Origin of the sequence: Magnetospirillum sp. XM-1 (assembly GCF_001511835.1) — a bacterium.
Taxonomy (GTDB): Bacteria; Pseudomonadota; Alphaproteobacteria; order Rhodospirillales; family Magnetospirillaceae; genus Phaeospirillum.
Map to the genome: position 1 here is coordinate 880,977 of NZ_LN997848.1, position 21,245 is coordinate 902,221.

Here is a 21,245-nt window from a genome sequence, read left to right on the forward strand (position 1 = left end):
CCATGCGGGCCCTGTCATCTCCCTATGGTGGGACGTTGGTTGACCGCCTGGTGCCCCCCGACGAGTTTTCCGCTCGCCTGGGACGGGTTGTGGCGCACGTGGCGCTCAGCCACGACGCGCTCATTAACCTGTGCAACATTGCTGTGGGGTGTTACAGCCCGCTAACCGGATTCATGACCGAGGCCGAGTTGAACGGCGTGCTGGGACAGTCCCGTCTGCCCGGCGGGCCAGCCTGGACCATTCCGATTCTTCTCCATGTGGGAGCGGATTCCGTCAAGGATGTGGCCCCGGGGGGCCACATTGCCCTGGTGACCGCCGAAAACAAGCCCTTGGCGGTCATGGAGGTAAGCTCTGTCTTTACCCCAGATGCCAACGCCTATTGCCGATCGACCTTCGCCACCACCGACGCCGAGCATCCGGGTGTCGCTGGCTTCCGACTCAAGCCGAAGGTCTGTCTTGGCGGTCCGGTCTTCGTGGACGGTGCGGCTCTGCCACGCTTCCTGCACCAGCGCTTTCCGGCGGAAACTCGGGACATGCTGGCTGCGGCGGGCGTGCGTACCGCCACCGCCTTCTCCACACGCAACATCTCCCATATCGGCCACGAATATCTGCACACTATCGCCCTGGAAACGACCGACATCCTGGGTATCAATGTTATCACCGGGGCGCAGGTGAAGGGTAGTTTCGTGCCCGAGATCGTTTTCGATGCCTACGAGCACATGATCGCCACGTATTTTCCTGAGAACCGGGCCTTTCTGGCCAATATGCGGCTGCCGCCCATCTATGCCGGCCCGCGCGAGGCGTTCTTACAGGCGACAGTGGCGCAAAATCAGGGGTTTACCCACTTCATTGTCGGACGAGACCATGCCGGTATCGGCAGTTACTACCCGCGATATGGTTCACAGCAGATCTTCGAGGAAATTACCGACCTCGACATTCGCATCATGGCGATCTCCGAACCGCGCTGGTGCAAGGTCTGCGGCAAGATCACCACGGAACGGAGTTGCCGCCACTCTGGCCGCGACATCCGCCTGCTCAACGGTCGCGACGTTCGCCGTTTCCTGTTGGAAAAGCGCTTCGGTGAACTGGACGGCATCATCCGTACCGAGTTGCGTGACCATCTGGTCAAGCTAGTCGAAGCCCACAGGGCGGGAGCGACGCTGGCCGAACCGCGCCAGGTTTTTTATGAGTGAGAGAAAAAACATGAAGACGACGCTGTCTACCCTTTCCTTGTGCCTTGCTCTCTTGGCGCCCGGCGCAGCGGGCGCGGCGGATGAGATCCGCCTTGGCGGATCGACCACGTTGCTGCCGTCGGTCTCCACCTGCGCCTCGGACTTCATGGAGAAGTACAAGACCTGGGATAAGGCCGATCCGAGCTTGGCCAAAAAGGACATCGTCATTTTCGTCAGTGGCGGTGGATCGGGATTCGGCGTCCAGGCCGTCGTCAACGGCACGGTTGATGTCGGCTTGGTGTCGCGTGAATTGAAGGCTGAGGAAAAGAAGGCGCTGGGCGAGTTTCAAGCTTTGCGCGTGGGGACCGATGCCGTCGCGTTCGCCGCGAACAAGGACAATCCGCTGCTCAAGGCCGGACGGAACCAGTTGAGCCGCGCCGATGTCGCAGCCATTCTATCCGGTGAGAAAGCCACCTACGCGGAAATCGCCGCGGGCTTGCCGGCCACCGAGGTGGTGTTGCTGGTGCGTGATGCCGGCGCTGGTTCCGCCGAAATCATCCAGCGGGCGGTCATGGGCGACAAGGCCATCTCCGCGAAGGCGCTGCAGATGCCCTCTCAGGGCAATCTGGCCAAGAAGCTCGAGCGCAGCCCGGCGGCCATGGGCTATATTTCGGTCGGGCTGGCTCAGGGCGATGCCGAGATCGGCCTGTTCGCCTACGAGGGGGTTCCCCCCACCGTAGAGGCCATCAACAACGGCAGTTATACCCTGGCTCGCCCGATGCTGCTGGTGAGCCGCGCGGCCCCCACGGCCAATGTCCGCCGATTCCTCGATTACCTGATGACCGATTGCCAGAAAGTGGTGACGGCCAATGGGTTTATCGGCGCGGCGCGGTAAACCAAGGTGGGCCGGTATCGTGATGCGATCGCCGGGGCGTCAGCTATGGCGGCGCTGGTGTTGTGTGGCGGCACCATTTTGTTCGCGGCCAGCTACGTCTTGTTGGAATCCGCTCCGGTGATCGCGACGACCGGCTTAGGGCGGCTTCTGTTCCTTGACCGCTGGCAGCCTAGCGGTATCACGCCCAGTTTTGGTCTGATCCACGCCTGGGTATCGACCGTGGCGGTGACTGCCCTGGCCATGGCCCTGGCAGTTCCCGTCGGCCTGATCATCGGCTTGTTCCTGTCCGAGGTGGCGCAGCCGCCGGTCAGAGCGGTGGTACGGCCCTGTCTCGACCTGCTGGCCGGCATTCCGTCGGTGGTTTACGGCTTTTTCGGCTATGTCGCCCTGTTGCCATGGTTGGAGCAGTCTTTCGGCATGGCGACGGGCGAGTCCATGCTGGCTGCCGGGCTGGTGTTGGCGGTGATGATTCTTCCCTATGTGGGCGGGACCTCGGCCGAGGCATTCCAGAACGTCCCCTTCGATCTGCGCGAGGCGGCGCTGGCCCATGGAACCACCCGGTTTCATGTGATTCGTCGCGTGGTGATTCCCGCGGCCGCCACCGGACTATTTACGGCCGTGGCCCTGGGGTTGGCCCGAGCCCTGGGCGAGACCCTGGCGGTGCTGATGCTCTCGGGCAACGCGACCACCATCCCCTTGTCGCCATTCGATCGGGGGCAACCCCTGACCGCGCTGATCGCTACTGAATTGGGAGAGGCCGGAGCGGGGGGCGCAAAATATCAGGCGCTGTTTGCGGCCGGGGCCCTGCTGATGGTTATGTCCGTGGCGGTCAATTCTGGAATCTGGGCGTTGAAACACCGGATGACCCGTCATGCCGCGTCATAGGGTGGCCGACCAGCTGTTTACCGTTTCAGCCTGGGTCATCGGTCTGACCGGTGCGGCCTTGCCGGCGGCGATCATCGCCATGTTGGTGGTCAAGGGCTGGGGCGTCATCAGCATTGCTTTTCTGACCACCGGTCCGGCGGGTTTGCCCCTGGGCAGCAGCGGCGGCATCCTTCCCGCCATGGTGGGGTCGCTGGCACTTCTGGCGGTCGGCTCCCTGGTGGCGGTGCCGTTGGGTATCGCGGGTGCCGTCTATCTTGTGGAATTCGGCCGCAATCCCAGGCTGTTGGCCGTGGTGCGGTTCCTAGCGGAATGCTTTGCTGGCATACCGGCCATTCTTTGGGGGCTGTTCGGCTATTCGTTTCTGGTGGTTCTGCTGGCGCTCAAGGTGTCGCTGCTGGCCGGAGGCCTAACCCTGGGGCTGATGATGTTCCCTATCGTCCTGATTGGTGCTGACGAGGCGCTGCGCGCCGTACACTGGCAGTACCGGGAAGCCGCCTTGGCATTGGGCGTGACCCGTTCCTACGTCACTCGCCGGGTAACGCTGGCCAAGGCATGGCCGGGCATTGTCTCCGCGTCGGTTTTGGCTGCGGGCCATGCCTTCGGTTCGGCGGCGCCGGTTCTCTATACGGCAAGCACAGTCTTCACCCGTGGAACCCCCACACTGGATGCTCCGGTGATGACCTTGGCCACTCATCTTTATTACCTCAGCGGCGAAGGCGTGTCCTTTGATCACGCCTTCGGTACCGCCCTGGTGCTGGTCGTCGTGTTGTTGGCGGTCAATATCGGCGCCATGCTGCTCAAGCGTCTGTTGAGGGCGGCATGACCAAGGACATAATGCGGGCGGACGACCAGCCACTCCGGTCGGATTTGGTGCCGCCGTCGCGTCCGCCAGCCTCCGACGGAACCATCATCGAGGTCGCCGGCATGGTGGCTAGCTATCATGGCAAGCAGGTGCTGCACGACGTCTTCGCCCATTTTCCAGAGCGGACGGTCACCGCCATCATGGGGCCGTCGGGTTGTGGCAAGAGCACACTGCTGCGCACGCTGAATCGCACCTTCGAGCTTCACCCCGGCGCCGTCATTCATTCCGGTACGGTGGCTCTGCGGGGGACCGACATCTACGCTCCCGGATGCGATCCCATGGAGATTCGCCGGCGGGTCGGCATCGTGCATCAACGCCCGGTCCTGTTTCCCATGTCGATCATCGAGAATGTGCTGTTCGGCCCCAGGTATCACGGCGGTATTCCCGGCACCGGCATGCGGGCCTTCGCCGAGGGGTTGCTGGCCAAGGTGGGGCTGCTGGAAGAGGTGCGCGATCGTCTTGACGATCCGGCTTCGCGCCTGTCGGGCGGTCAGCAGCAGCGTCTGTGCATCGCCCGCAGTCTGGCCAATGCGCCGGAAGTCCTGCTGATGGACGAGCCCTGTTCGACCATCGATCCCATTGCCACGGGACGGATCGAACAGCTGATCGGCGATCTGGCCGGTGAATACACCATCATCGTCGTCACCCATAACACGCAGCAGGCCAAGCGCATTTCCCGGCAGACCATTTTCATGTTCGATGGCCGCGTCGTCGAGGCGGGGCCCACCGACCATCTTTTCGCCCACCCGACCACCGAGCTGGCGAAGGTCTTCGTCTCCGGCGCCATTGGATGATCGCTCCATGATGTTCCCTGCCACCGACAGGACCCGGATACGGTTCGGCCTGGGTGCCCTCGACCAGCTGGGTCTGGCGGTCGACGAAGTGGCGGAGACCGCCGGTGCCGGTCGCATTCTGGTGCTGTCCGGCCGCCGGGGAAGCCACAAGCCGTGGCTGGCAAAGGTGGATGCCGCCATGGCGGGGCGCCGTTGCCTGAACGTGGAAAACACCGTGGCTAATCCGACCCCGGAGTCCATCGCACCGATTCTGGAGGTTGCGCGGGACTGGCGCGCCGAAATGATCGTCGCCGTCGGTGGTGGCAGCACCCTCGATACGGCCAAGGTGGTTGCGGCGCTTGTCAATGCCGGCTGCTCGGTGGAGCAGGCCCTGGTCCAGGGGCGCACCTGTCCTGCCTTGCCGGTGGTCGCGGTCCCCACCACCGGCGGCACCGGGTCGGAAGTCACGCCCTATGCCACGGTGTGGGAGCCTGCCACAAGGTTGAAGCATTCGTTCGCCGATACCGACCTTTATCCGGCGGCTGCGGTGGTTGACCCCGACACCCTGCTTTCGGCCCCGGCCTCAGCACTGGCGGTGGGGGGGTTGGACGCCCTGTGCCACGCCATGGAGGGCGCTTGGTCGGTCAATTCCACGGATGAATCCAGCGACCAGGGTGTCGCCGCCGCCGGTCTTCTGGCCACCAATCTGCTACCTCTGGTTGCCGAGCCGGCCAATCCGGTCTTCCGCGAGGCGGTGATGAGAGCGGCCACACTGGCCGGGTTGTGCATCGCTACGGGGCAGACGACGGTCTCCCACGCCGTGTCCTATCCCCTGACCTTGCTGTACGACCTGCTGCACGGCCACGCCTGCGCCCTTACCCTGGGCGCGCTGACCCGTTTCAACGCTCGGACGTCTGAATCCGACTGCAACGATCCCCGCGGTTCCGCCAGGGTTCGGGCGATCATCGCCCGGCTGGTGTCGGCGCTGGGCGCCGAGACGGCAGAGGATGCCGACAGGGTCATAACCGGCATGATCAGGGGCCTTGGCCTGCCGACCTATGACCAATGCTCTGTCGATCCTGTCATTCTTTCCACCGAGGCGGTGCGATACGCTCGCTTCCGCAACAATCCTCGGGCCATGTCACCGGCCCAGGTGAGTGATTTGCTGTCCCGATTGGTCGTCCCCGACCAAAGAAAGGAGAATGCTAAATGACGATCACCATTAACCGCTACAAGCTGATGCATTGGCTTAACGCGCGCAAGGTCACGCCGATCATGGCGGCCGAGCGGGCGGGCCTGACCACCGCCGACATCGATCGCTTGCTGACGGGAACGGGTGGCCTCGAGTCAGACGCCGCACAACGGCTGGCTGGTGCTCTGCATGTGCCGGAAGGTTACCTCAGTGGCGACGACAGCTTGCCGGCGGTCATTTACGCATCGCGCAAGGACGTGGAAGCGACCTGCCGCCCGGTGGACCGCGACGGGATCCATTTCTATAATTACTACACGCTGCCGTCCCCCAAGGGCCTGATCTGCCCGGTAATTCTCGACATCCTGTGCCCGGCCGACAAGCTGCCCAAGCAGAACAACGGCCATCTCGAACCGGCCATTACCGTCAATATCGGGCCGGGCGACATCAATGGCCGCTGGGATGGCCGCTACGACGAGGGGCTGAACAACGATACGTGGCAGGTGATGCACCACAATCGCGGCGCCGAGTCCTGGGTGCTGGGAGATTCCTACGTGGAGCCGTCGTTCTGCCCGCACACCTACTCCCTGGCGGGAACGCAGCCGGCGCAGATCCTGTCTTATACCATCAAGACCAGCCTCGAGGCGTTCCTGGCCCAAAGCAACGCCTGGTCGGACCATGCCTTCAAGGAAATGCTCGGCTCCTATGAGGGTAAGTCGTTCCCTGGGCGCACCTTGCTGACCCATATGGATCGCCGGGGCTTCGACGCCGCGAGCCTGTCCAAGGCCAGCGGCATCGGGCTGAATGCGCTGACCGCCTTCCTGGACGGTGACGAGGACGCCATCGCCATCCCCGAACTGAAGCGGCTGGGCGGCACGCTGGGCTGTGATTGGCGGCTGCTGCTGGCCCCTGTTCACGCCAACGACTCCGTCGGCAAGACCTGGGCGTCCATCGAGGATTCGGTGGCTTCCATCCGTCCCTACAAGAGCTACACCGTCGCGTCCCTGGCCATGGGCGCCCGGGTGCCCGACATGATCGGCCTGTTCATGAAGGTCGCCAAGCCGGAGGATCAGGCCGAACTGGATCTGGTTGAACCCAGCGCCACCCATTATCTGGTATCGGGCGGGGCCATGACCTTGCGCTGGATGGCCGAGGACGGATCGGTGCAAAGCCGCTCCCTGGAGTATCGTGACGCCCTGTGGATCGGTCCCTATGTCCGCCACTCCTTCGCCGGCCAGGGTTCGCTGGTCAAGATGGGCAATGGTGAGGGCGTGAGCTATCTCAACCAGTTCGAACTGTCGAACACCTTCGAACTAGCCGATACCCTGAAGCGCGGCCGCCACGATCTGGCCGACTGGGGCTATGACGCTGGAGCCGAGAAATGATGCAGTCCCTGCTGATCGGAGGACGGTGGCTGGAGGGTGACCGGGTTTCGGACATCCGCAGCCCCTGGGATGCCAAGGTGGCCGGCACCATCGCCCGTGCCACCGCCGCCCAGGCCATTGAAGCCGCTGCCCTGGCCCAGGCTTACCGTTCGCCCCTGACGGCGTTCGAGCGGGCGGGTATCCTGGCCCGCACTGCCGATCGGGTCGAGGCGGAAGCCGCCGATTTCGCCCGTTCCATCGTTGCCGAATCGGGTCTGGCCTTGAAAGAGGCTGGCCGCGAGGTGGCGCGTGCAGTCACTCAACTGCGGGTCTGCGCCGAGGAAGCCAAGCGAATCACCGGCGAGAGCATGGAAACCGACGTCACGTCGAGCAACGGGCCCAATATCGCCTTCACCCTGCGCGAACCCGTCGGTCTGGTTTGCGCCATCACTCCCTTCAACCGGCCGCTGAATCAGGTGGTGGTGAAGTTGGGCCCGGCCATTGCCGCCAATTGCAGCGTTATCTTGAAACCGTCCGAAAAGACACCGCTGACCGCCCTGCGTTTCGTCCGCACTCTGATCGAGTGTGGATTGCCGCCGGAAATGGTCTCGGTGGTCACCGGTGATCCCGCCGAAATCGGCGATGCCCTGGTCACCTGTCCCCATGTGGATATGGTGACATTCACCGGCAGCGGTGCTGTCGGCGAACATATCGCCCGTAAGGCCGGGATGATCCGCACCGCCTTCGAACTGGGGGATTCCGGCGCGTTGATGGTGATGGAGGATGCCGACCTGGCGGCAGCGGTGAAGGTTGCGGCCCCCGGGGCCTTCGCCACGTCGGGCCAGTCGTGCCGCGGCATCAAGCGTCTGCTGGTGCACGAGGCCGTGGCCGATGCCTTCGCTGCCGCCCTGGCCGCCGAGGCCGGGCGCATGAAGGTCGGGGACCCCTGGGATCCCCAGACCGACATGGGTACCGTGATCAACGAGGGCGCCGCCCTGGAAATCGAGCGGCGTGTCGCCGATGCGGTGAGCGGCGGCGCCAAGGTGGCCTATGGTCACCGTCGTGAAGGTGCCCAGTACTGGCCCACGGTGATCGACCACGTGGATCATACCGCGCCATTGGTTCAGGCGGAGACCTTCGGTCCTTGCGCGCCCATCATCCGGGTTCGTGATTTCGAGCACGCCCTGGAACTGGCCAACGCCACGCCCTATGGCTTGCAGACCGGACTGTTCACCCGCGACATCGGTCGTGCGATGACCGCCATTCGGAGCCTGCGCACGGGGGCAGTGATCATCAATGGCGGCCCGCAATTCGAGGCTCCGAATATCCCCTTCGGCGGCGTCAAGAAAAGCGGTCTCGGTCGCGAGGGCGTCAAATACGCCATACAGGAGATGACCATCGTGAAAACGGTTGTGCTGCCATGAGCGCCTTCAAGATCGTCTATACCGACCCCATGTGGGCGGTCGGCGCCGATGGCGAGATCGATCCGGGCTCCGCTGCGCTCGAGCGTGCGGTTTATGGTTCCGAGGCCGAGTTGGTCCTTGGCCGCTACGAGGCCGGGGCCTTCGTCAAGGAAGGCCCGGCCTTCCTTGATCTGGTCCGCGGCGCGGATGCCCTTGTCATCTATCGCGCCCAGATCACGCCCGAGGTGGTGGCCGCCATCAAGCCGAGTTGCAAGGTGGTGGCGCGCCAGGGTGTCGGCTTCGACAACCTCAATGCACCGTTGCTGGCCGCCAACGGTATCTATGGGCTGAATGTTCCCGATTACTGCGTGGATGAGGTCACGACCCACACCCTGTCCCTGGTGCTGGCCCTGGAGCGTCAGTTGTGCCTGCAGAATCAGCGCCTGAAAGGCGGCACCTGGAATATTTTCGACGGCGGCTATCCCCGGCGGACCAATGATCTGACTGCCGGCATCATCGGCTTCGGCCGCATCGGGCGGGCCAGCGCGCGCAAGCTGCAGGCGTTTTATGGGCGGGTCCTGGCCTACGATCCTTACGTCCATAACGACCTGATGCGCGGCTACGGCGTCACCAAGTGCGATCGCCTGGAAGACCTGCTGGGCCAAAGCGATGTGGTGGTCATCCATGCCCTGCTCGACGACGGCAGCAAGTTCATGATCAACCGCGAAAGCATCGCCTCGATCCGACAGGGAGCCCTGCTGGTCAATACGGCGCGCGGCAATCTTGTGCAGCCCGAGGCCGTCCTGGATTCCTTGCGCGAGGGACGGCTGGGCGGCTATGGCTCGGACGTGTTCACGCCCGAGGATCCCAACGAGCATCCCATCAACCGCCAGATCCTGGGCTTCGACAACGTGGTGGTGACGTCCCACCGGGCCTTTTTGTCTGATACCGCCGAGCGCAGCCAGCGCACCCGGGTCGCCGAGGAAATCCGACGCGTGCTGAGGGACGGCCAGCCGCCGCTGTTCGGCCGTCTGGCCTAGCACTACTTTGGTAGCTTAGGCTTCCCGCTCCGCAGGATGGATGATTCTGGGATGGTCCGCTCTCGAAGCGATCGGATAAGATCGCTGCTCTTTGCGAGGGGGAGAGGAGCGTTAACCACCTATGGGCACTGCTGTTGGGGCGTGGCCTCATCATGGCGCAGGGGCGACAGAAGTTGGAAAAGGAACAACCCGGCATTCTGGCCGACGAGGCGTCGGGCTGGAGCGAGTGCATCCGCACGTTGCTCCGCGATCTGCGCGAGGAATGGCAGAGGTTGGACGAGCGGATCACTGCCTCCGACACCGAAGTTCATCTTCTTGGCCCGTACCGACGAGGCGTTCCGTCGGCCGACCTCGGTGCCCGGCATCTGCGCCATCAACGCGATGGCACTGGCGGCGCGTTTGCCCGTGGCCGGGATATGACCGCTTGGCTCGGGCCGGTGTCGCGCCAGATGACCACAGGCGGCAAACCTAGACGGCTCGGCATCAGCAAGCGCGGCAATCGCCACCTGCGCAGAAATCTGATCCACCGGATAGCCACATGTATTTTGAAGTTTGTTAAAAATATCGACTTTGTACTGATGGGAAATCAGTGCATTGATTTAGGGTGCGGGGTGTGCCATGAAAAGTAAACCATCAATTATGTGTAGATTTAAATTCTTCATCGGCCATCTTTTTGTCAAGGTACTGCACAGATGTCTGTGTATTGCTCAGAAGCAAGAGCGCAATGTAAAAGCAATTAATAAATATATGGCTGACCTCGAGTCAAATCCGCTGGAGAGATCATTCGATATTTATGATCCCGACTATGATGCCCGTCTGTGGAGAGGGTACCGGAAGGTTATTCTGGAGTTTAGTCCAGAACAGCATGAAACTACATTTCGCGCACATTTCATGCGGAATGAGTTGATCACTCTGATTGCTGAAGATCCCTCCATAAAGACCGTCATCAACGTCGGATCCGGATATGGGTGGCTAGAAAGCGAAGTGGCAGCGGCTTGCCCCGCTGTCAACGTGGTCGGCCTCGACCGTCGCCAGTCAGAGTCAAACGCCAAGGAATTTAATTCTTCAGAGAGAAGCAATCTTTCTTATGTTGATGTGGATGACATCTTCAAGAATATTGAGGAAAATCCTGATCTATACAATGGCGCTGTAATTGTATTTGTGAATGTTCTCCATATTTTTCTACCCATGTTTATGGATAAGCTATTCAAGGCGCTGGGGGATGCAAAGATCGGATATGTGGCGCTGTGGGAGCCTTGTGGTTTCAGCCGCAGGACAGGTAAGTTCTATGAATTTACGGATGAAGAGAAGCCGGCAACCTATTATTATGGCTCGGATAATGATTATGTTCTAATTCATAATTATCCGAATATTCTGCGCAGAGGTGGGCTCAAGGTAATCAAGAGCCGTGTTGCTCCGCAAGCAACGGAGCTTCTGCAACAGCATCATGTCGCTTATTTCCTGGGCAAGCGCGGCATTTAGCAATCGGGCCCTCGGGGAACCCGACGCTGATCGCCGGGCCACCGTGAGCCGGGGGAGACGCGCGTCAATGAGTTTATGGCCCAATGGCCTAACCCCAGTGAATCAGGGCGGCGCCGCAGCAGACTGCGAAGGCGGCGGCCACGCGGCGCCGTCCAAACGGCTCGCCAAGCGCCAGCGCACCGATGGCAGCCGCCAGGATGACGCTGGTTTCGCGCAGGGCCGCCACATGGGCCATGGCCTGTGACTGCATGGCCCAGATGACGATGCCGTAGGCGACCAGGGACACGACACCACCGCCTAGTCCGGTGATCAAGGCACGGCGGGGGAAGGCCTGGGCCAGGGCCTTGCGCCGCAGCCACAAGGTGGCCGACATGAGCGGCACCGCTTCAAGGATATGCAGCCACAGGACATACGAAATGGCGTTCGTGGTACGTCGCACCCCTAGCCCATCAATGACCGAATAGGCGGCGATTCCCACCGCAGTGGCCAGGGCCAGGGCCAGGGCGCGAGTCTCGCCGGCGGTGGCGTTGCGTCCCAGCAGCGGCGTCACGGCGGTTCCGACGATGGCCGCTGAAATCAACGCCACGCCGGCCACTTCCGCGGACGAGCCGGCTTCGCCTGCCACCAGCCAGGCGCCAAGCGCCACCAGGGCCGGGGCGCTGCCCCGGGCCACGGGATAGACCAGGCTGAGGTCGCCGTTGTGATAGGCAAGAACCAGGGTGCTGCAATAGATGACGTGCACCACCAGCGATACCGCCAGGAAGGGGAGGCAGGCCGCATCGGGGAGGGGGACGAACAGGGCTGCCGGCAAGGCCGCCAGACCCGCCCCGACGCAAACCAGCGCCTGCATGGCGAGTTTGTCGTGGCTGACCTTGATCAGGGTATTCCATGAAGCGTGCAGAAGCGCAGCAAGTAGGACTAGCCCGAAGGTCCATGAATCCATCATCGAAAGTCGTCTCCTGAATTTCAGCGTATAATCGGGGTGCGGCATGACGACGGCAATATCAATTCACCCATGACGTCAGGGGATCTCTTTGATGACGCATACGAAGCCTGGGGACCGCCTCGAAGCGGTGCTGGTTGATGTTCTTTCGCTGCTTCTTAAGGGGATCGTCTTGTTGGCGAGCCCGTTCGTTACCATTCGGATTGGCCTGATCGGCCATCGCTCGCTGGGTCGCCTGGTCGGGGCGATGGAGTATTACATCAGAACACGTGATCGCGGCATGTATGACCCGCGCGAGTATCACATCCTGGTTTCCGGGACTAATCCGGTGAATCGGCAAGTGCTCACCATGATCCGCCGCCGGTTGCCGGTGGTCTGCAGTGACCTGCTGTGGGTCTGGCTGAAGCGTATCCAGGAAAAGGGGCCGGTGCCGACCGAACCCACCCGCGCCGGTCCCCCCGCCCGGCTGCCTCTTTGGCTCAATCTCAGTCACACCGGCTTCATGGTGGAATGGGAGACTTGGCAGGCCGTTTCTGGCAGGCACGTCCTGATGCCGGAGGAGGAGCGTCGTGGCCGCGAGATCCTGCGTATCCTCGGTATCCCCGAGGGGGCGCGTTGGGTTTGCATGCATGCTCGTGATCTGGCCCATACCGATAATCCCGACTTTATCCGTCACATCGAGAATCCCTTGGCGCTTAACGATTTCAGAGACTGCGACATCCAGAACTATCTGGTCGCCGCCGACTGGCTGACATCGCAAGGTATCTGGGTGGTGCGCATGGGAGCCCAGGTCGTGGGGCCGCTTGTCACGGATAATCCGATGATTATCGACTACGCGTCGCGTTTCCGGCGGCACCTGCCGGATGCCGAATTCGCGGATGTATATCTGGCAGGGCGGAGCAAGTTCTTCCTGGGCTGTACCGCTGCGGTATTCTTCTATGCTAAGATCTTTGATGTGCCCATTTGTAATGTGGATATGGTGCCTTTGGCCGAGCCCGGCCGTCAGGCCGACGATATCTTTATTTTAAAGAAATATTGGCACCGCCACGAAGAACGGTTCATGCGCTGGCAGGAAATGGTCGACCGGGGCTGGGATTGGCATCGGGCCGGCATCGATCACTTCGCCAAACTGAAGGCAGAAGGAATCGATATCGTCAATAACTCTCCCGAAGAAGTCCTTGGAGCGGTGATGGAAATGAATGCCCGCATCGACGGAAGTTGGAAGGGCGAAGCTGACGATGCGGCGCTGCAGGCCGCCTTTCGGGGGCTATTCCCACACAACCATCCCATGACCGGCTTTCCAGGCTATGTCGGCGCGGATTTTTGCCGTCGCAACAGGGAGCTCCTTCCGGCGCTGGCGGGGGGGGAAAAGGGTTGAATTTTTTTGACCGTTCATGCTATGAACCGGCCTCGGCAAGCCGCACCGATCAGGCCGAATCATTGCCTTACGTCCCGCTGTCGTCTCGACCGGCACCTTTCGCAGCAAGAACCGGCATCAGTTCATGAGCACTGTTTACAGCAATCTGAAATTCCTGGGGTATCAGTCTCATATCGAGGCCGTTCGCCGCAGGGAGGTGGTGGCCCCGGTCCATATTCGGATCAAGCCGGTCAACCACTGCAACCATAACTGCTGGTACTGCGCCTATCGCGTCGACAATCTGCAACTTGGCAACGATATCGATCTGCGCGATCGCATTCCCGAAGCCAAGCTGATGGAAATCGCCGGCGACATCGTTGAGATGGGTGTCAAGGCGGTTACCTTCTCCGGCGGGGGCGAGCCCCTCATCTACAAGGCACTGCCCGAGGTGGTCGAGCGTTTGGCGACCGGCGGCGTGCGGGTTGCCGCGCTGACCAACGGATCCAATCTGGCTGGGCGGATGGCGGAGGCTTTCGCCACGCATGGTACTTGGCTCCGGGTGTCCCTGGATGGCTGGGATGATGCCAGCTACTCAAAGTCCAGGGGAGTGCCGGAGGGTGCGTTCACCCGGCTGCTCGACAACATGCGCCGCTTTGTCGCTCTTGGGTCGCCCTGTCTGCTGGGGACCAGCTTCATCGTTGGTAAGGATAACGCCGCCCATCTCTACGACGTCTGTTCCATGCTGAAGGATGTCGGGGTCAACCACGTAAAAGTCGCTGCGGCTGTCGTGTCCAATGATGGGGCTGAAAACAACCGCTACCACGCGGACATTTCAGCAACGGTCTCGGCCCAGTTGGAGCGGGCCAAAATGCTTGGCGATGACCGCTTCCAGGTGGTGAACCATTACCACGAGACAGACGAACGTTTTGAGAAGGGATACGATACTTGTCCGTTCCTGACGTTCCTGACAGTCATTGGTGCAGATAGCTGCGTTTACACTTGCCAGGACAAAGCCTATACCGAAAGCGGCATGTTGGGGTCGATTAAGGATCGTTCCTTCAAGGACTTCTGGTTCTCGGACGAGAACCGCGAGCGGATGTTCGCGCTCAACCCATCGGTCCATTGCAACCATCATTGTGTCGCTCATCTCAAGAACCTGGCATTGCTCGACTACATAAATCTGGCAGATGACCACCGAAACTTTGTCTGAGGGAGTTGGTATGAGCAAGGGGCTGTACGTGTCCGAAGAGTTGGAGCGTCATATCGACGAGCTTTTTGATTCTACCATCGTCGAAATGGGGCCACGCTTTTCCAGCAATATCGTGGAAGACCCCAAGCGCCTCGGCTTTGTCCTCGCCAGATACAAATTCTGCTCCAAGATGTTGGCCGGCAAGGAGCGTGTTCTGGAGATCGGATGCGGCGAAGGGTTCGCCTTGCCTGTGGTTGCCGATACCGTTGGTCATGTTACGGCCATCGACATGGAGCCGCGACTGATCGAAGGTTGCCGCCGCCGCCTCCGCTTTCTGAAAAACGTGGACTTTCTGACGGTGGACTTTGCGTCATCCTATGTGGCCGAGCAGAAGTTTGACGCAGCCTATTCCATGGACGTTTTCGAGCATGTCCGGCCGGAATTGGAAAGCGTCTATCTGGATAATTTGGTCAACAATCTCAAGGATGACGGCGTGGCGATCATCGGTGTGCCGAACATCACCGCTGAAAAGTACGCATCCGAATCGTCGCGTATGGGCCATATCAACCTTAAGGACAGCGGGGCTCTTGTGGCTACAATGTCTCGCTATTTTGAAAATGTATTTTTGTTCGGTATGAACGACGAGACACTGCATACCGGCTATTCTCCCATGGCGCATTATCTTATTGTTTTGTGCGCAGGAAAGAAAGCCAGAGCCATCCGCTGAACTACGTCCAAGGCCACCGTTGTTCCGCAGCCGTCCCCGGCTACGTACACGCGCCCCTAAACACGGTATGGGTTGCCTGGATATTCCAGCCTATGTGCCGAATATTAGCCCAATGAAAACGAGAAGACCAATCTACCTTACGGATAACTAATCTGCCAAAATTTCCGTACTCTGGAAGAGTGGCGATGGTTCCACGGCTTGGCGGGCCATGACGGCGATTTCGGCATTGTCGCGTTCGAGTGATCGCCCTGGGGAGAAAGTATGTCTATCACCGTTCCATTCCTCGACCTGCGTGTCGCCGATCAGGCCGAGCGTCAGGACCTGCTGGCCGCCGTCGATACGGTACTCCAGCATGGCCGTATCGTCCTTGGTCCCGAGGTGGCTCAATTTGAAGCCAGGCTGGCCTCGCGCATCGGTCGCGGCCATGCGGTCGGGGTCAATTCCGGCACCGACGCGCTGGTGCTGGCTATTCGCGCCATGGGATATGCTTCCGGCGATGAAATCATCACCACGCCCCTGTCGTTCATCGCTACGGCCAACGCGATTGCCATCAATGGCTTGGAGCCGGTGTTCGCTGATATCGGCGAGGATCTCTGTCTCGACCCGTCCAGCATCGAAGCACTGATTACTCCGCGCACCCGCGCCATCATTCCCGTGCACTGGGCTGGTCGGGCATGCGACATGGATGCCATCATGGCTATTGCCAATCGCCACGGGCTGGACGTTATCGAGGATTGCGCCCAGGCCTTCGGTGCCACCTTCCGGGGGCGCTCTGTCGGTACCTTTGGGCGAGTCGGCTGCTTCAGCATGAATTGCATGAAGACCCTGGCCTCCCTGGGCGAGGCTGGTGCTGTCCTTACCGATGACGAGAATGTGGCCAAGCATCTGCGCGCTCTGCGCTACAACGGACTTGGCGAAGCCGGCACCTGCATCCAGGTCAGCCATAACGGCCGCCTCGATACCGTCCAGGCGGCTATGCTGATGGTCCGTCTGGACCGCATTGACTCGGTCTTGGCCCGCCGCAACGCTGTCGCATCGTTTTACGACCGTGCGCTGGCAGGCATCGTCGGGACGCCACCGCGCGACGAATTGCGTGCCGATGCATTCTACACCTACACCATTCTGACGCCCCGTCGCGACGAACTGCAGGCGTTTCTTGCCGAGCGGGGTATTGAAAGCCGGGTTCAGCATCTGCCCCTGATGCCCGAACAGCCGGCCCATGCCCACCGCAAGGCGGCCTTCCCCAATGCTCGCCGTATGCTGTCCCTGTCGTTGTGCATTCCGGCCAGCGAAAAGGTCGACGATCAACAGATGCATTACGTCGCCGCCACGATCGGTGAGTTTTTCGGCAGGCGGCCGAATGCGGTCTAGGGCTGAAGTGCCGGTGGGGCGTGTCGGCTTGCCGCGGCGTGGGCCGAAATGACGCGGAAACTCGCATATCTGTTGCGCCGGCTCCTCCAGCCGCTTCTGTCGGGGCTGGTGCTGCTGCTGATTGCGGTGTCCAGGCCGTTCTTCCGCCTTCATGTGTTCGAAGTGACCTCCAAGGCCCTCGGACACCTCATCATCCATATCGACTTCCACCTGCGGTGCAAGAGTCTCGGGAAGTACGACAAAAAGGACGTCTTTGTCTTTTTCTGTGGTCCACCCGCCAACAACTACCTGGCGTCGCTGCTTGGGCGTCACGTCAACCTGATTACCAATCACACCGCCAACCGGTTGTTCAATCTGACGTCGGCGGCCATCCGGCGCGCAGGCGTCTACGACACTCAGATCGAGCGGGCGGGCTGGCATGCCTATCCCGAATATTCCCAGGGGCGCCACCATGTCCGCCTCGACCGATCCGAATTGGAGCGGGGAAAGGAGATGCTGGCCCGTCACGGCATTGGCCCTGACGACTGGTTCGTCACCATCCACGCGCGCGACCGTGGTTTTCACCATGCGGTCCAGCCGAACCGGGACAACACTTATCACGACTATCGCAACAGCGACATCAACAGATTTAACAAAGTCATAGACCATATTCTGGAACTTGGCGGACACGTTATCAGGATGGGCGTACATGTGGAAGTCGAGCTAGACTACAAGCATGAGCGGGTTATTGACATGACGAAGTATCATGATGATTTTCTAGATCTTTATCTCTCATCGTGTTGTCGCTTTATGCTGCCCGGAAATTCCGGAATTTACTATCTACCCCACCTGTTTGACGTCCCATACGGCGTGCATAACATGAGCCCATTCGGCGGTTTTCCCATGAAGAGCGACGGGCTGTATATTCCGAAACTTCTGCGCAGGAAGGGCGAGGAGGCGAACGTCTCCTTTCGGGAGTTGCGGGAGATGGGGCTGATTAGCGGCAGCCGGCTGGTCCGCGGGGAACGGGGTCTTTACGTCTCGGAGACCTACGTGACCGCGGGCTTGGAATGGGTGGAGAACAGTGAGGATGAGCTTCTCGACCTGTGCCTGGATGTCCTGGACAGTATCGAGGGCCGCGGGATGCCGGCTGGTGCGCGCGAGGCACAGGAACTGTTCTCCAGAACGTATCTGGGCGATGATCCCTATATTGAGTACGCCGCTCCGTTGGCTCCGCGTTTCGCCCTGAAATATGCCGATCTGATGTGATCCGCGTGGATATGGGCGGCACGAGGAGATTGTCGAACATGATTCCGGGTGAATTGGCCACATACCAAGCCTACGGACTGAACGACATCGGTTCCGACAGCCGGGCATCCCGCGATTCTTCGGCGGGGCCCCAATGACCAATTCCTCGGCCTGGCCGCGCCTATCCGAATTGCCCGCGGTGCGCATGGTGTGTTTCGGCACCGGCAACGGCAGCGGCAGCAAGCTGTTCCAGGGGTTTCTCGACGGCCATCCCCAGGTCCTGATGATCCCCGGCTATCAGTTGATGTATCTCTATCCCCACTGGCATCAGTGGCGCAGCGATCTGGGCGAGAATTGGAGCTGGTCTGCGGCGGTGGATCTGCTTTGCTTGAAGCATGCGGCTCTTTTGGACTCGCGGCGGATCCCCGCGTCGGATGGCCTCACCACCCTCGGACCCAACCAGGATCAGTTCATCCAGATCGACGAGGCACTGTTCCGCCGCTATCTGCTGCATCTGCTCGATGGCAGGCCCATGGAGCCAGGGATCTTCCTGGTGGCGGTCCACTGGGCCTATGCCTTTGCCCGCGGCGAGGATCTGAGCAAAAAGCGGGTTCTAGTCTACCATCTCCATGTGCACGAATACATCGCCATGCTGGCGGCGGATTTCCCCGACATGCTGAGTCTGGTCCTGGTGCGCGACCCTCGGTCCAACCTCACGGGAAGGTTCTGGAGCACGGTCAGGCTTGACCAGGAACGCTTGGATGCCACCGACGGCGTGGTCTATATGCGCCGGTTCTTTTTGTGCAACGTCTGGAACTACATGGTGGATAGTCTGGAACGCCTGCGCGGCCTGGACCTAGCCACGGTGCGGGCGATCCGTCATGAGGACATGGTTTTCGATCTCGACCGTCTGATGTGGTCCACCGCCCAATTTCTGGGGATCGAAGATGATCCCGTTCTGCGGACCTGCACGTTCGGCGGGCTGCTGTGGTGGGGCGACAAGATCTACGGCAAGAGGCTGTCCAACAAGCCCAACGCCAGCGTCGCTTCCACCCAGTGGATCGACAAGATCGATTCGGTCGACCGTGCCGTGCTGGACGGCGTCTTTCAGGGCTATATCGCGAAATATGGCTATGTTCCGGTTGCCGACCCTGAAACCGTCCGCGACCGCTGGCGCTTCATGGTCGCTGCGTTCAAGCCCATGAGTTATGAGCGTGAGGTGCTGCGCAAGTATCTGACAGCGGCGACATGGTCCGGTTTCCTGCGCTCCGCCTGGGATGAGGGCGTGGGGCGGCGCGAACTGATCGACTATGGCTTCAACGCTTATTACCGTCACAAGTGGTACAACCAGGGCCTCGAACTGCATCGTCGGCGATGGTACAAGCGCTTTGTCTTGGCGGCCCAGCGACTTGCTCGGCGCCATTGGGTGCTGCGGCCGCTGTTGCCGGCGGCAGCGGTGGTGTATGTTGCGGTCAACCTCCTGCGCTACGTGGGGTCGGTCTGCGCGATGCCGGTCCTGATCATCCGCCGGGCATTGATCGCCATTACCTTTTTCAGGCAGAATCTGGAGGGTACGGCGATCCTCCCCGACAACGTCATGGCCGATTTTCAGCGAATTGAAGCACCGGAAAAGGCCATTTGATGAAGATCGGTATTCGCCGATGACGTGAAGTTTTAAAAGGCCGGAATTTCGTCCATCAGGCTATTTCGCCCTCCGACGACATCCGCGGAACCCATTCACCGTCTGCTGGAAATACCACATGAAATCGAACGTGTTTTGCGACCAGTTGAAGCAATTGGGGTACGATTTTTTCACCGGGGTGCCCGATTCGACCATGAAGGGGACGTTCCAGATTCTGGAAGCCGATCCCGACGTGGACTATGTGGTCTCGGTCAATGAGTCGCTGGCCTGCGGCATCGCCTTCGGGGCGGCCATGGCCGGTCGCAAGGTCTGCATGCTGATGCAGAACTCGGGTTTCGGCGAAGCCATCAATGCCCTGGCCTCGCTGTCCATGCTGTATGCCTCGCCGACCCTGATCGTTGTGGGGTGGCGTGGCCACGACGGCAAGGATGCCATCGAGCACCTGATCATGGGGCGCACGACCTTGCAGCTTATGGATACGCTCGGCCTGCCCTATGTGGTGGCCGAAGCCGAGACTTTCGCCGAAGACGTCGCCCGCGCCGCCGGCCTGGCGGCTGATCGGCCGGCGGCGTTGATCATTCGTCCGGGGATGATGAAGTGATGATGACCAGAGCCCAGGCCGTCGCGGCCGTCGCCGAAGCCTTCGCCGATCACGCCGTCATCGGCGCCAACGGCATGATATCGCGCGAATTGTTCACCGCTCATGAGACGCCGCTCAACTTCTACATGGTCGGGTCCATGGGTCTGGCCGGGGCCATCGGCCTGGGCGTCGCCGAAGGGCGCCCCGAGGCCAAGGTGCTGGTGCTGGACGGTGACGGTAATGTGCTGATGCATATGGGGCTGCTGGCCATGGTTGGCGAGCGCCGTCCGGCGAACTTCACCCATGTCGTCCTCGACAACGAAGTCTACGGCTCCACAGGCGACCAGCGTTCCATCAGTGATCGTGTCGACCTTGCGGCTATGGCCGCCGCCGCCGGCTATGCCACCGTGCTGAGGGCCGGGGACCGGGAGGGTCTGGATCGCGCCGTCGCCACCCTGTGTGGCGGCGCGCCCCGGCCGGCATTCCTGCTGGTCAAGGTGACCAAGGACGAGACCCATGGTATCGGGCGGGTGACGCTGACGCCGGAACAGATGTTCGAGCGGTTGCGGATCAATTTGGCAAGTACCTTCGACAACGTTCGGTGACAAGGAGCTTTCCGTGTCGTCGTAGCCGACTCGCCCCAACGAAAAGTGAGTCCTATGCCCGCCGTGATCTATAATACCGAGGATGTCGCGCTGGTCGGGCACGACATCCTCGAGACCTTGAAAGCCGAGGCGGTGAACGCCCCGCTGCGCCGCTCGCGTCTGTGCCTGCATCGCACGCCGGAGGACCCGCTGCATGAGATGGTCATCGCCTTTTGCCGTGACAGCTTCGTCCGGCCTCACCGCCACCTGACCAAGACCGAATCATTCCATGTGATCGAGGGCCGTATCCTGGTGGTGCTATTTGACGATGAAGGTCGTGTGACCCATCGCATTCCCATGGAACCGCCGGGCGGGGACAGTGCGTTTCTCTACCGGGTTGCGGCGCCCATCTGGCACATGTTGGTCCCGGAGACGGAATTCGCGGTGATCCACGAAGTCACCAATGGTCCCTTCCGCGCCGAGGATGGTGACTTCGCACCCTGGTCGCCCGATGATCCCGGCGCCTTTCAAGCTTATCGGGCTTCCCTGTTCTGACGGAT

The 21,245-nt window shown here is 61.1% G+C and carries 21 protein-coding genes; 20 read left to right on the forward strand and 1 reads right to left on the reverse strand.

The window, feature by feature from the left end; genetic code table 11:
- Positions 1-2: 2 nt before the first annotated feature.
- From XM1_RS04260 to XM1_RS23860, 11 genes are all read left to right on the forward strand, one after another.
- Entirely contained in the window at positions 3-1,193 is a 1,191-nt protein-coding gene (locus XM1_RS04260; protein WP_068430253.1) for a hypothetical protein, read from the forward strand.
- Positions 1,194-1,203: 10 nt separating this feature from the next.
- Positions 1,204-2,067, forward strand: coding sequence for a substrate-binding domain-containing protein (locus XM1_RS04265; protein WP_172821883.1), 864 nt, complete (start codon positions 1,204-1,206; stop codon positions 2,065-2,067).
- Positions 2,068-2,112: 45 nt separating this feature from the next.
- Positions 2,113-2,952, forward strand: a complete 840-nt coding sequence (pstC, locus tag XM1_RS04270) for a phosphate ABC transporter permease subunit PstC (RefSeq protein WP_068430259.1) — start codon at positions 2,113-2,115, stop codon at positions 2,950-2,952.
- A gap of 1 nt (position 2,953) precedes the next feature.
- Positions 2,954-3,775, forward strand: a complete 822-nt coding sequence (gene pstA, locus XM1_RS04275) for a phosphate ABC transporter permease PstA (RefSeq protein WP_068430262.1) — start codon at positions 2,954-2,956, stop codon at positions 3,773-3,775.
- Positions 3,772-4,608 (forward strand): phosphate ABC transporter ATP-binding protein, encoded by an 837-nt coding sequence (locus XM1_RS04280; RefSeq protein ID WP_156428639.1) that lies wholly within the window; start codon positions 3,772-3,774, stop codon positions 4,606-4,608. Before pstA ends, XM1_RS04280 begins: the two co-directional genes overlap by 4 nt.
- Before the next feature lie 7 nt (positions 4,609-4,615).
- Positions 4,616-5,800 carry a phosphonoacetaldehyde reductase gene (locus XM1_RS04285; protein ID WP_068430265.1) on the forward strand — a complete coding sequence of 395 codons (1,185 nt, stop codon included), beginning with the start codon at positions 4,616-4,618 and terminating at the stop codon, positions 5,798-5,800.
- On the forward strand, positions 5,797-7,161 hold the full coding sequence (locus XM1_RS04290) for a hypothetical protein (protein WP_068430268.1): 1,365 nt from the start codon (positions 5,797-5,799) through the stop codon (positions 7,159-7,161). The genes XM1_RS04285 and XM1_RS04290 overlap by 4 nt, the downstream gene beginning before the upstream one ends.
- Positions 7,158-8,564: an aldehyde dehydrogenase family protein gene (locus XM1_RS04295; protein ID WP_197603104.1), complete on the forward strand. Its 1,407-nt coding sequence runs from the start codon at positions 7,158-7,160 to the stop codon at positions 8,562-8,564. Before XM1_RS04290 ends, XM1_RS04295 begins: the two co-directional genes overlap by 4 nt.
- Positions 8,561-9,583, forward strand: coding sequence for a C-terminal binding protein (locus tag XM1_RS04300; protein WP_082700367.1), 1,023 nt, complete (start codon positions 8,561-8,563; stop codon positions 9,581-9,583). The genes XM1_RS04295 and XM1_RS04300 overlap by 4 nt, the downstream gene beginning before the upstream one ends.
- Positions 9,584-9,756: 173 nt before the next feature.
- Entirely contained in the window at positions 9,757-10,212 is a 456-nt protein-coding gene (locus XM1_RS04305) for a transposase (protein WP_172821884.1), read from the forward strand.
- Complete coding sequence (locus XM1_RS23860) at positions 10,202-11,065, forward strand: hypothetical protein (protein WP_156428641.1); 864 nt, start codon at positions 10,202-10,204, stop codon at positions 11,063-11,065. Before XM1_RS04305 ends, XM1_RS23860 begins: the two co-directional genes overlap by 11 nt.
- 88 nt (positions 11,066-11,153) lie before the next feature.
- On the opposite strand, the gene XM1_RS04310 is transcribed toward XM1_RS23860, so the two are convergent.
- A complete protein-coding gene (locus XM1_RS04310; RefSeq protein WP_156428642.1) occupies positions 11,154-12,011 on the reverse strand; it encodes an EamA family transporter in 858 nt (285 codons plus the stop codon).
- 91 nt (positions 12,012-12,102) lie between these two features.
- On the opposite strand from XM1_RS04310, the gene XM1_RS04315 reads away from it, so the two are divergent.
- From XM1_RS04315 to XM1_RS04355, 9 genes are all read left to right on the forward strand, one after another.
- Positions 12,103-13,386, forward strand: coding sequence for a TIGR04372 family glycosyltransferase (locus tag XM1_RS04315; protein ID WP_068430277.1), 1,284 nt, complete (start codon positions 12,103-12,105; stop codon positions 13,384-13,386).
- 124 nt (positions 13,387-13,510) lie between these two features.
- Positions 13,511-14,575 (forward strand): radical SAM/SPASM domain-containing protein, encoded by a 1,065-nt coding sequence (locus XM1_RS04320; protein ID WP_068430280.1) that lies wholly within the window; start codon positions 13,511-13,513, stop codon positions 14,573-14,575.
- A 10-nt stretch (positions 14,576-14,585) separates the two neighbouring features.
- Positions 14,586-15,281 (forward strand): bifunctional 2-polyprenyl-6-hydroxyphenol methylase/3-demethylubiquinol 3-O-methyltransferase UbiG, encoded by a 696-nt coding sequence (locus XM1_RS04325; protein WP_068430283.1) that lies wholly within the window; start codon positions 14,586-14,588, stop codon positions 15,279-15,281.
- A gap of 261 nt (positions 15,282-15,542) precedes the next feature.
- Complete coding sequence (locus tag XM1_RS04330) at positions 15,543-16,652, forward strand: DegT/DnrJ/EryC1/StrS aminotransferase family protein (protein WP_068430286.1); 1,110 nt, start codon at positions 15,543-15,545, stop codon at positions 16,650-16,652.
- A 48-nt stretch (positions 16,653-16,700) separates the two neighbouring features.
- The gene (locus tag XM1_RS04335) at positions 16,701-17,900 is read left to right on the forward strand and encodes a TIGR04372 family glycosyltransferase (protein WP_068430289.1); all 1,200 of its coding nucleotides are present in this window, start codon (positions 16,701-16,703) and stop codon (positions 17,898-17,900) included.
- A 133-nt stretch (positions 17,901-18,033) separates the two neighbouring features.
- The gene (locus XM1_RS04340; RefSeq protein ID WP_068430292.1) at positions 18,034-19,521 is read left to right on the forward strand and encodes a sulfotransferase; all 1,488 of its coding nucleotides are present in this window, start codon (positions 18,034-18,036) and stop codon (positions 19,519-19,521) included.
- 118 nt (positions 19,522-19,639) lie between these two features.
- Positions 19,640-20,122, forward strand: a complete 483-nt coding sequence (locus tag XM1_RS04345) for a thiamine pyrophosphate-binding protein (protein ID WP_068430295.1) — start codon at positions 19,640-19,642, stop codon at positions 20,120-20,122.
- Positions 20,122-20,706 (forward strand): thiamine pyrophosphate-dependent enzyme, encoded by a 585-nt coding sequence (locus XM1_RS04350; protein ID WP_068430298.1) that lies wholly within the window; start codon positions 20,122-20,124, stop codon positions 20,704-20,706. Before XM1_RS04345 ends, XM1_RS04350 begins: the two co-directional genes overlap by 1 nt.
- Positions 20,707-20,760: 54 nt before the next feature.
- A complete protein-coding gene (locus tag XM1_RS04355; RefSeq protein WP_068430301.1) occupies positions 20,761-21,240 on the forward strand; it encodes a WbuC family cupin fold metalloprotein in 480 nt (159 codons plus the stop codon).
- Positions 21,241-21,245: the final 5 nt, after the last annotated feature.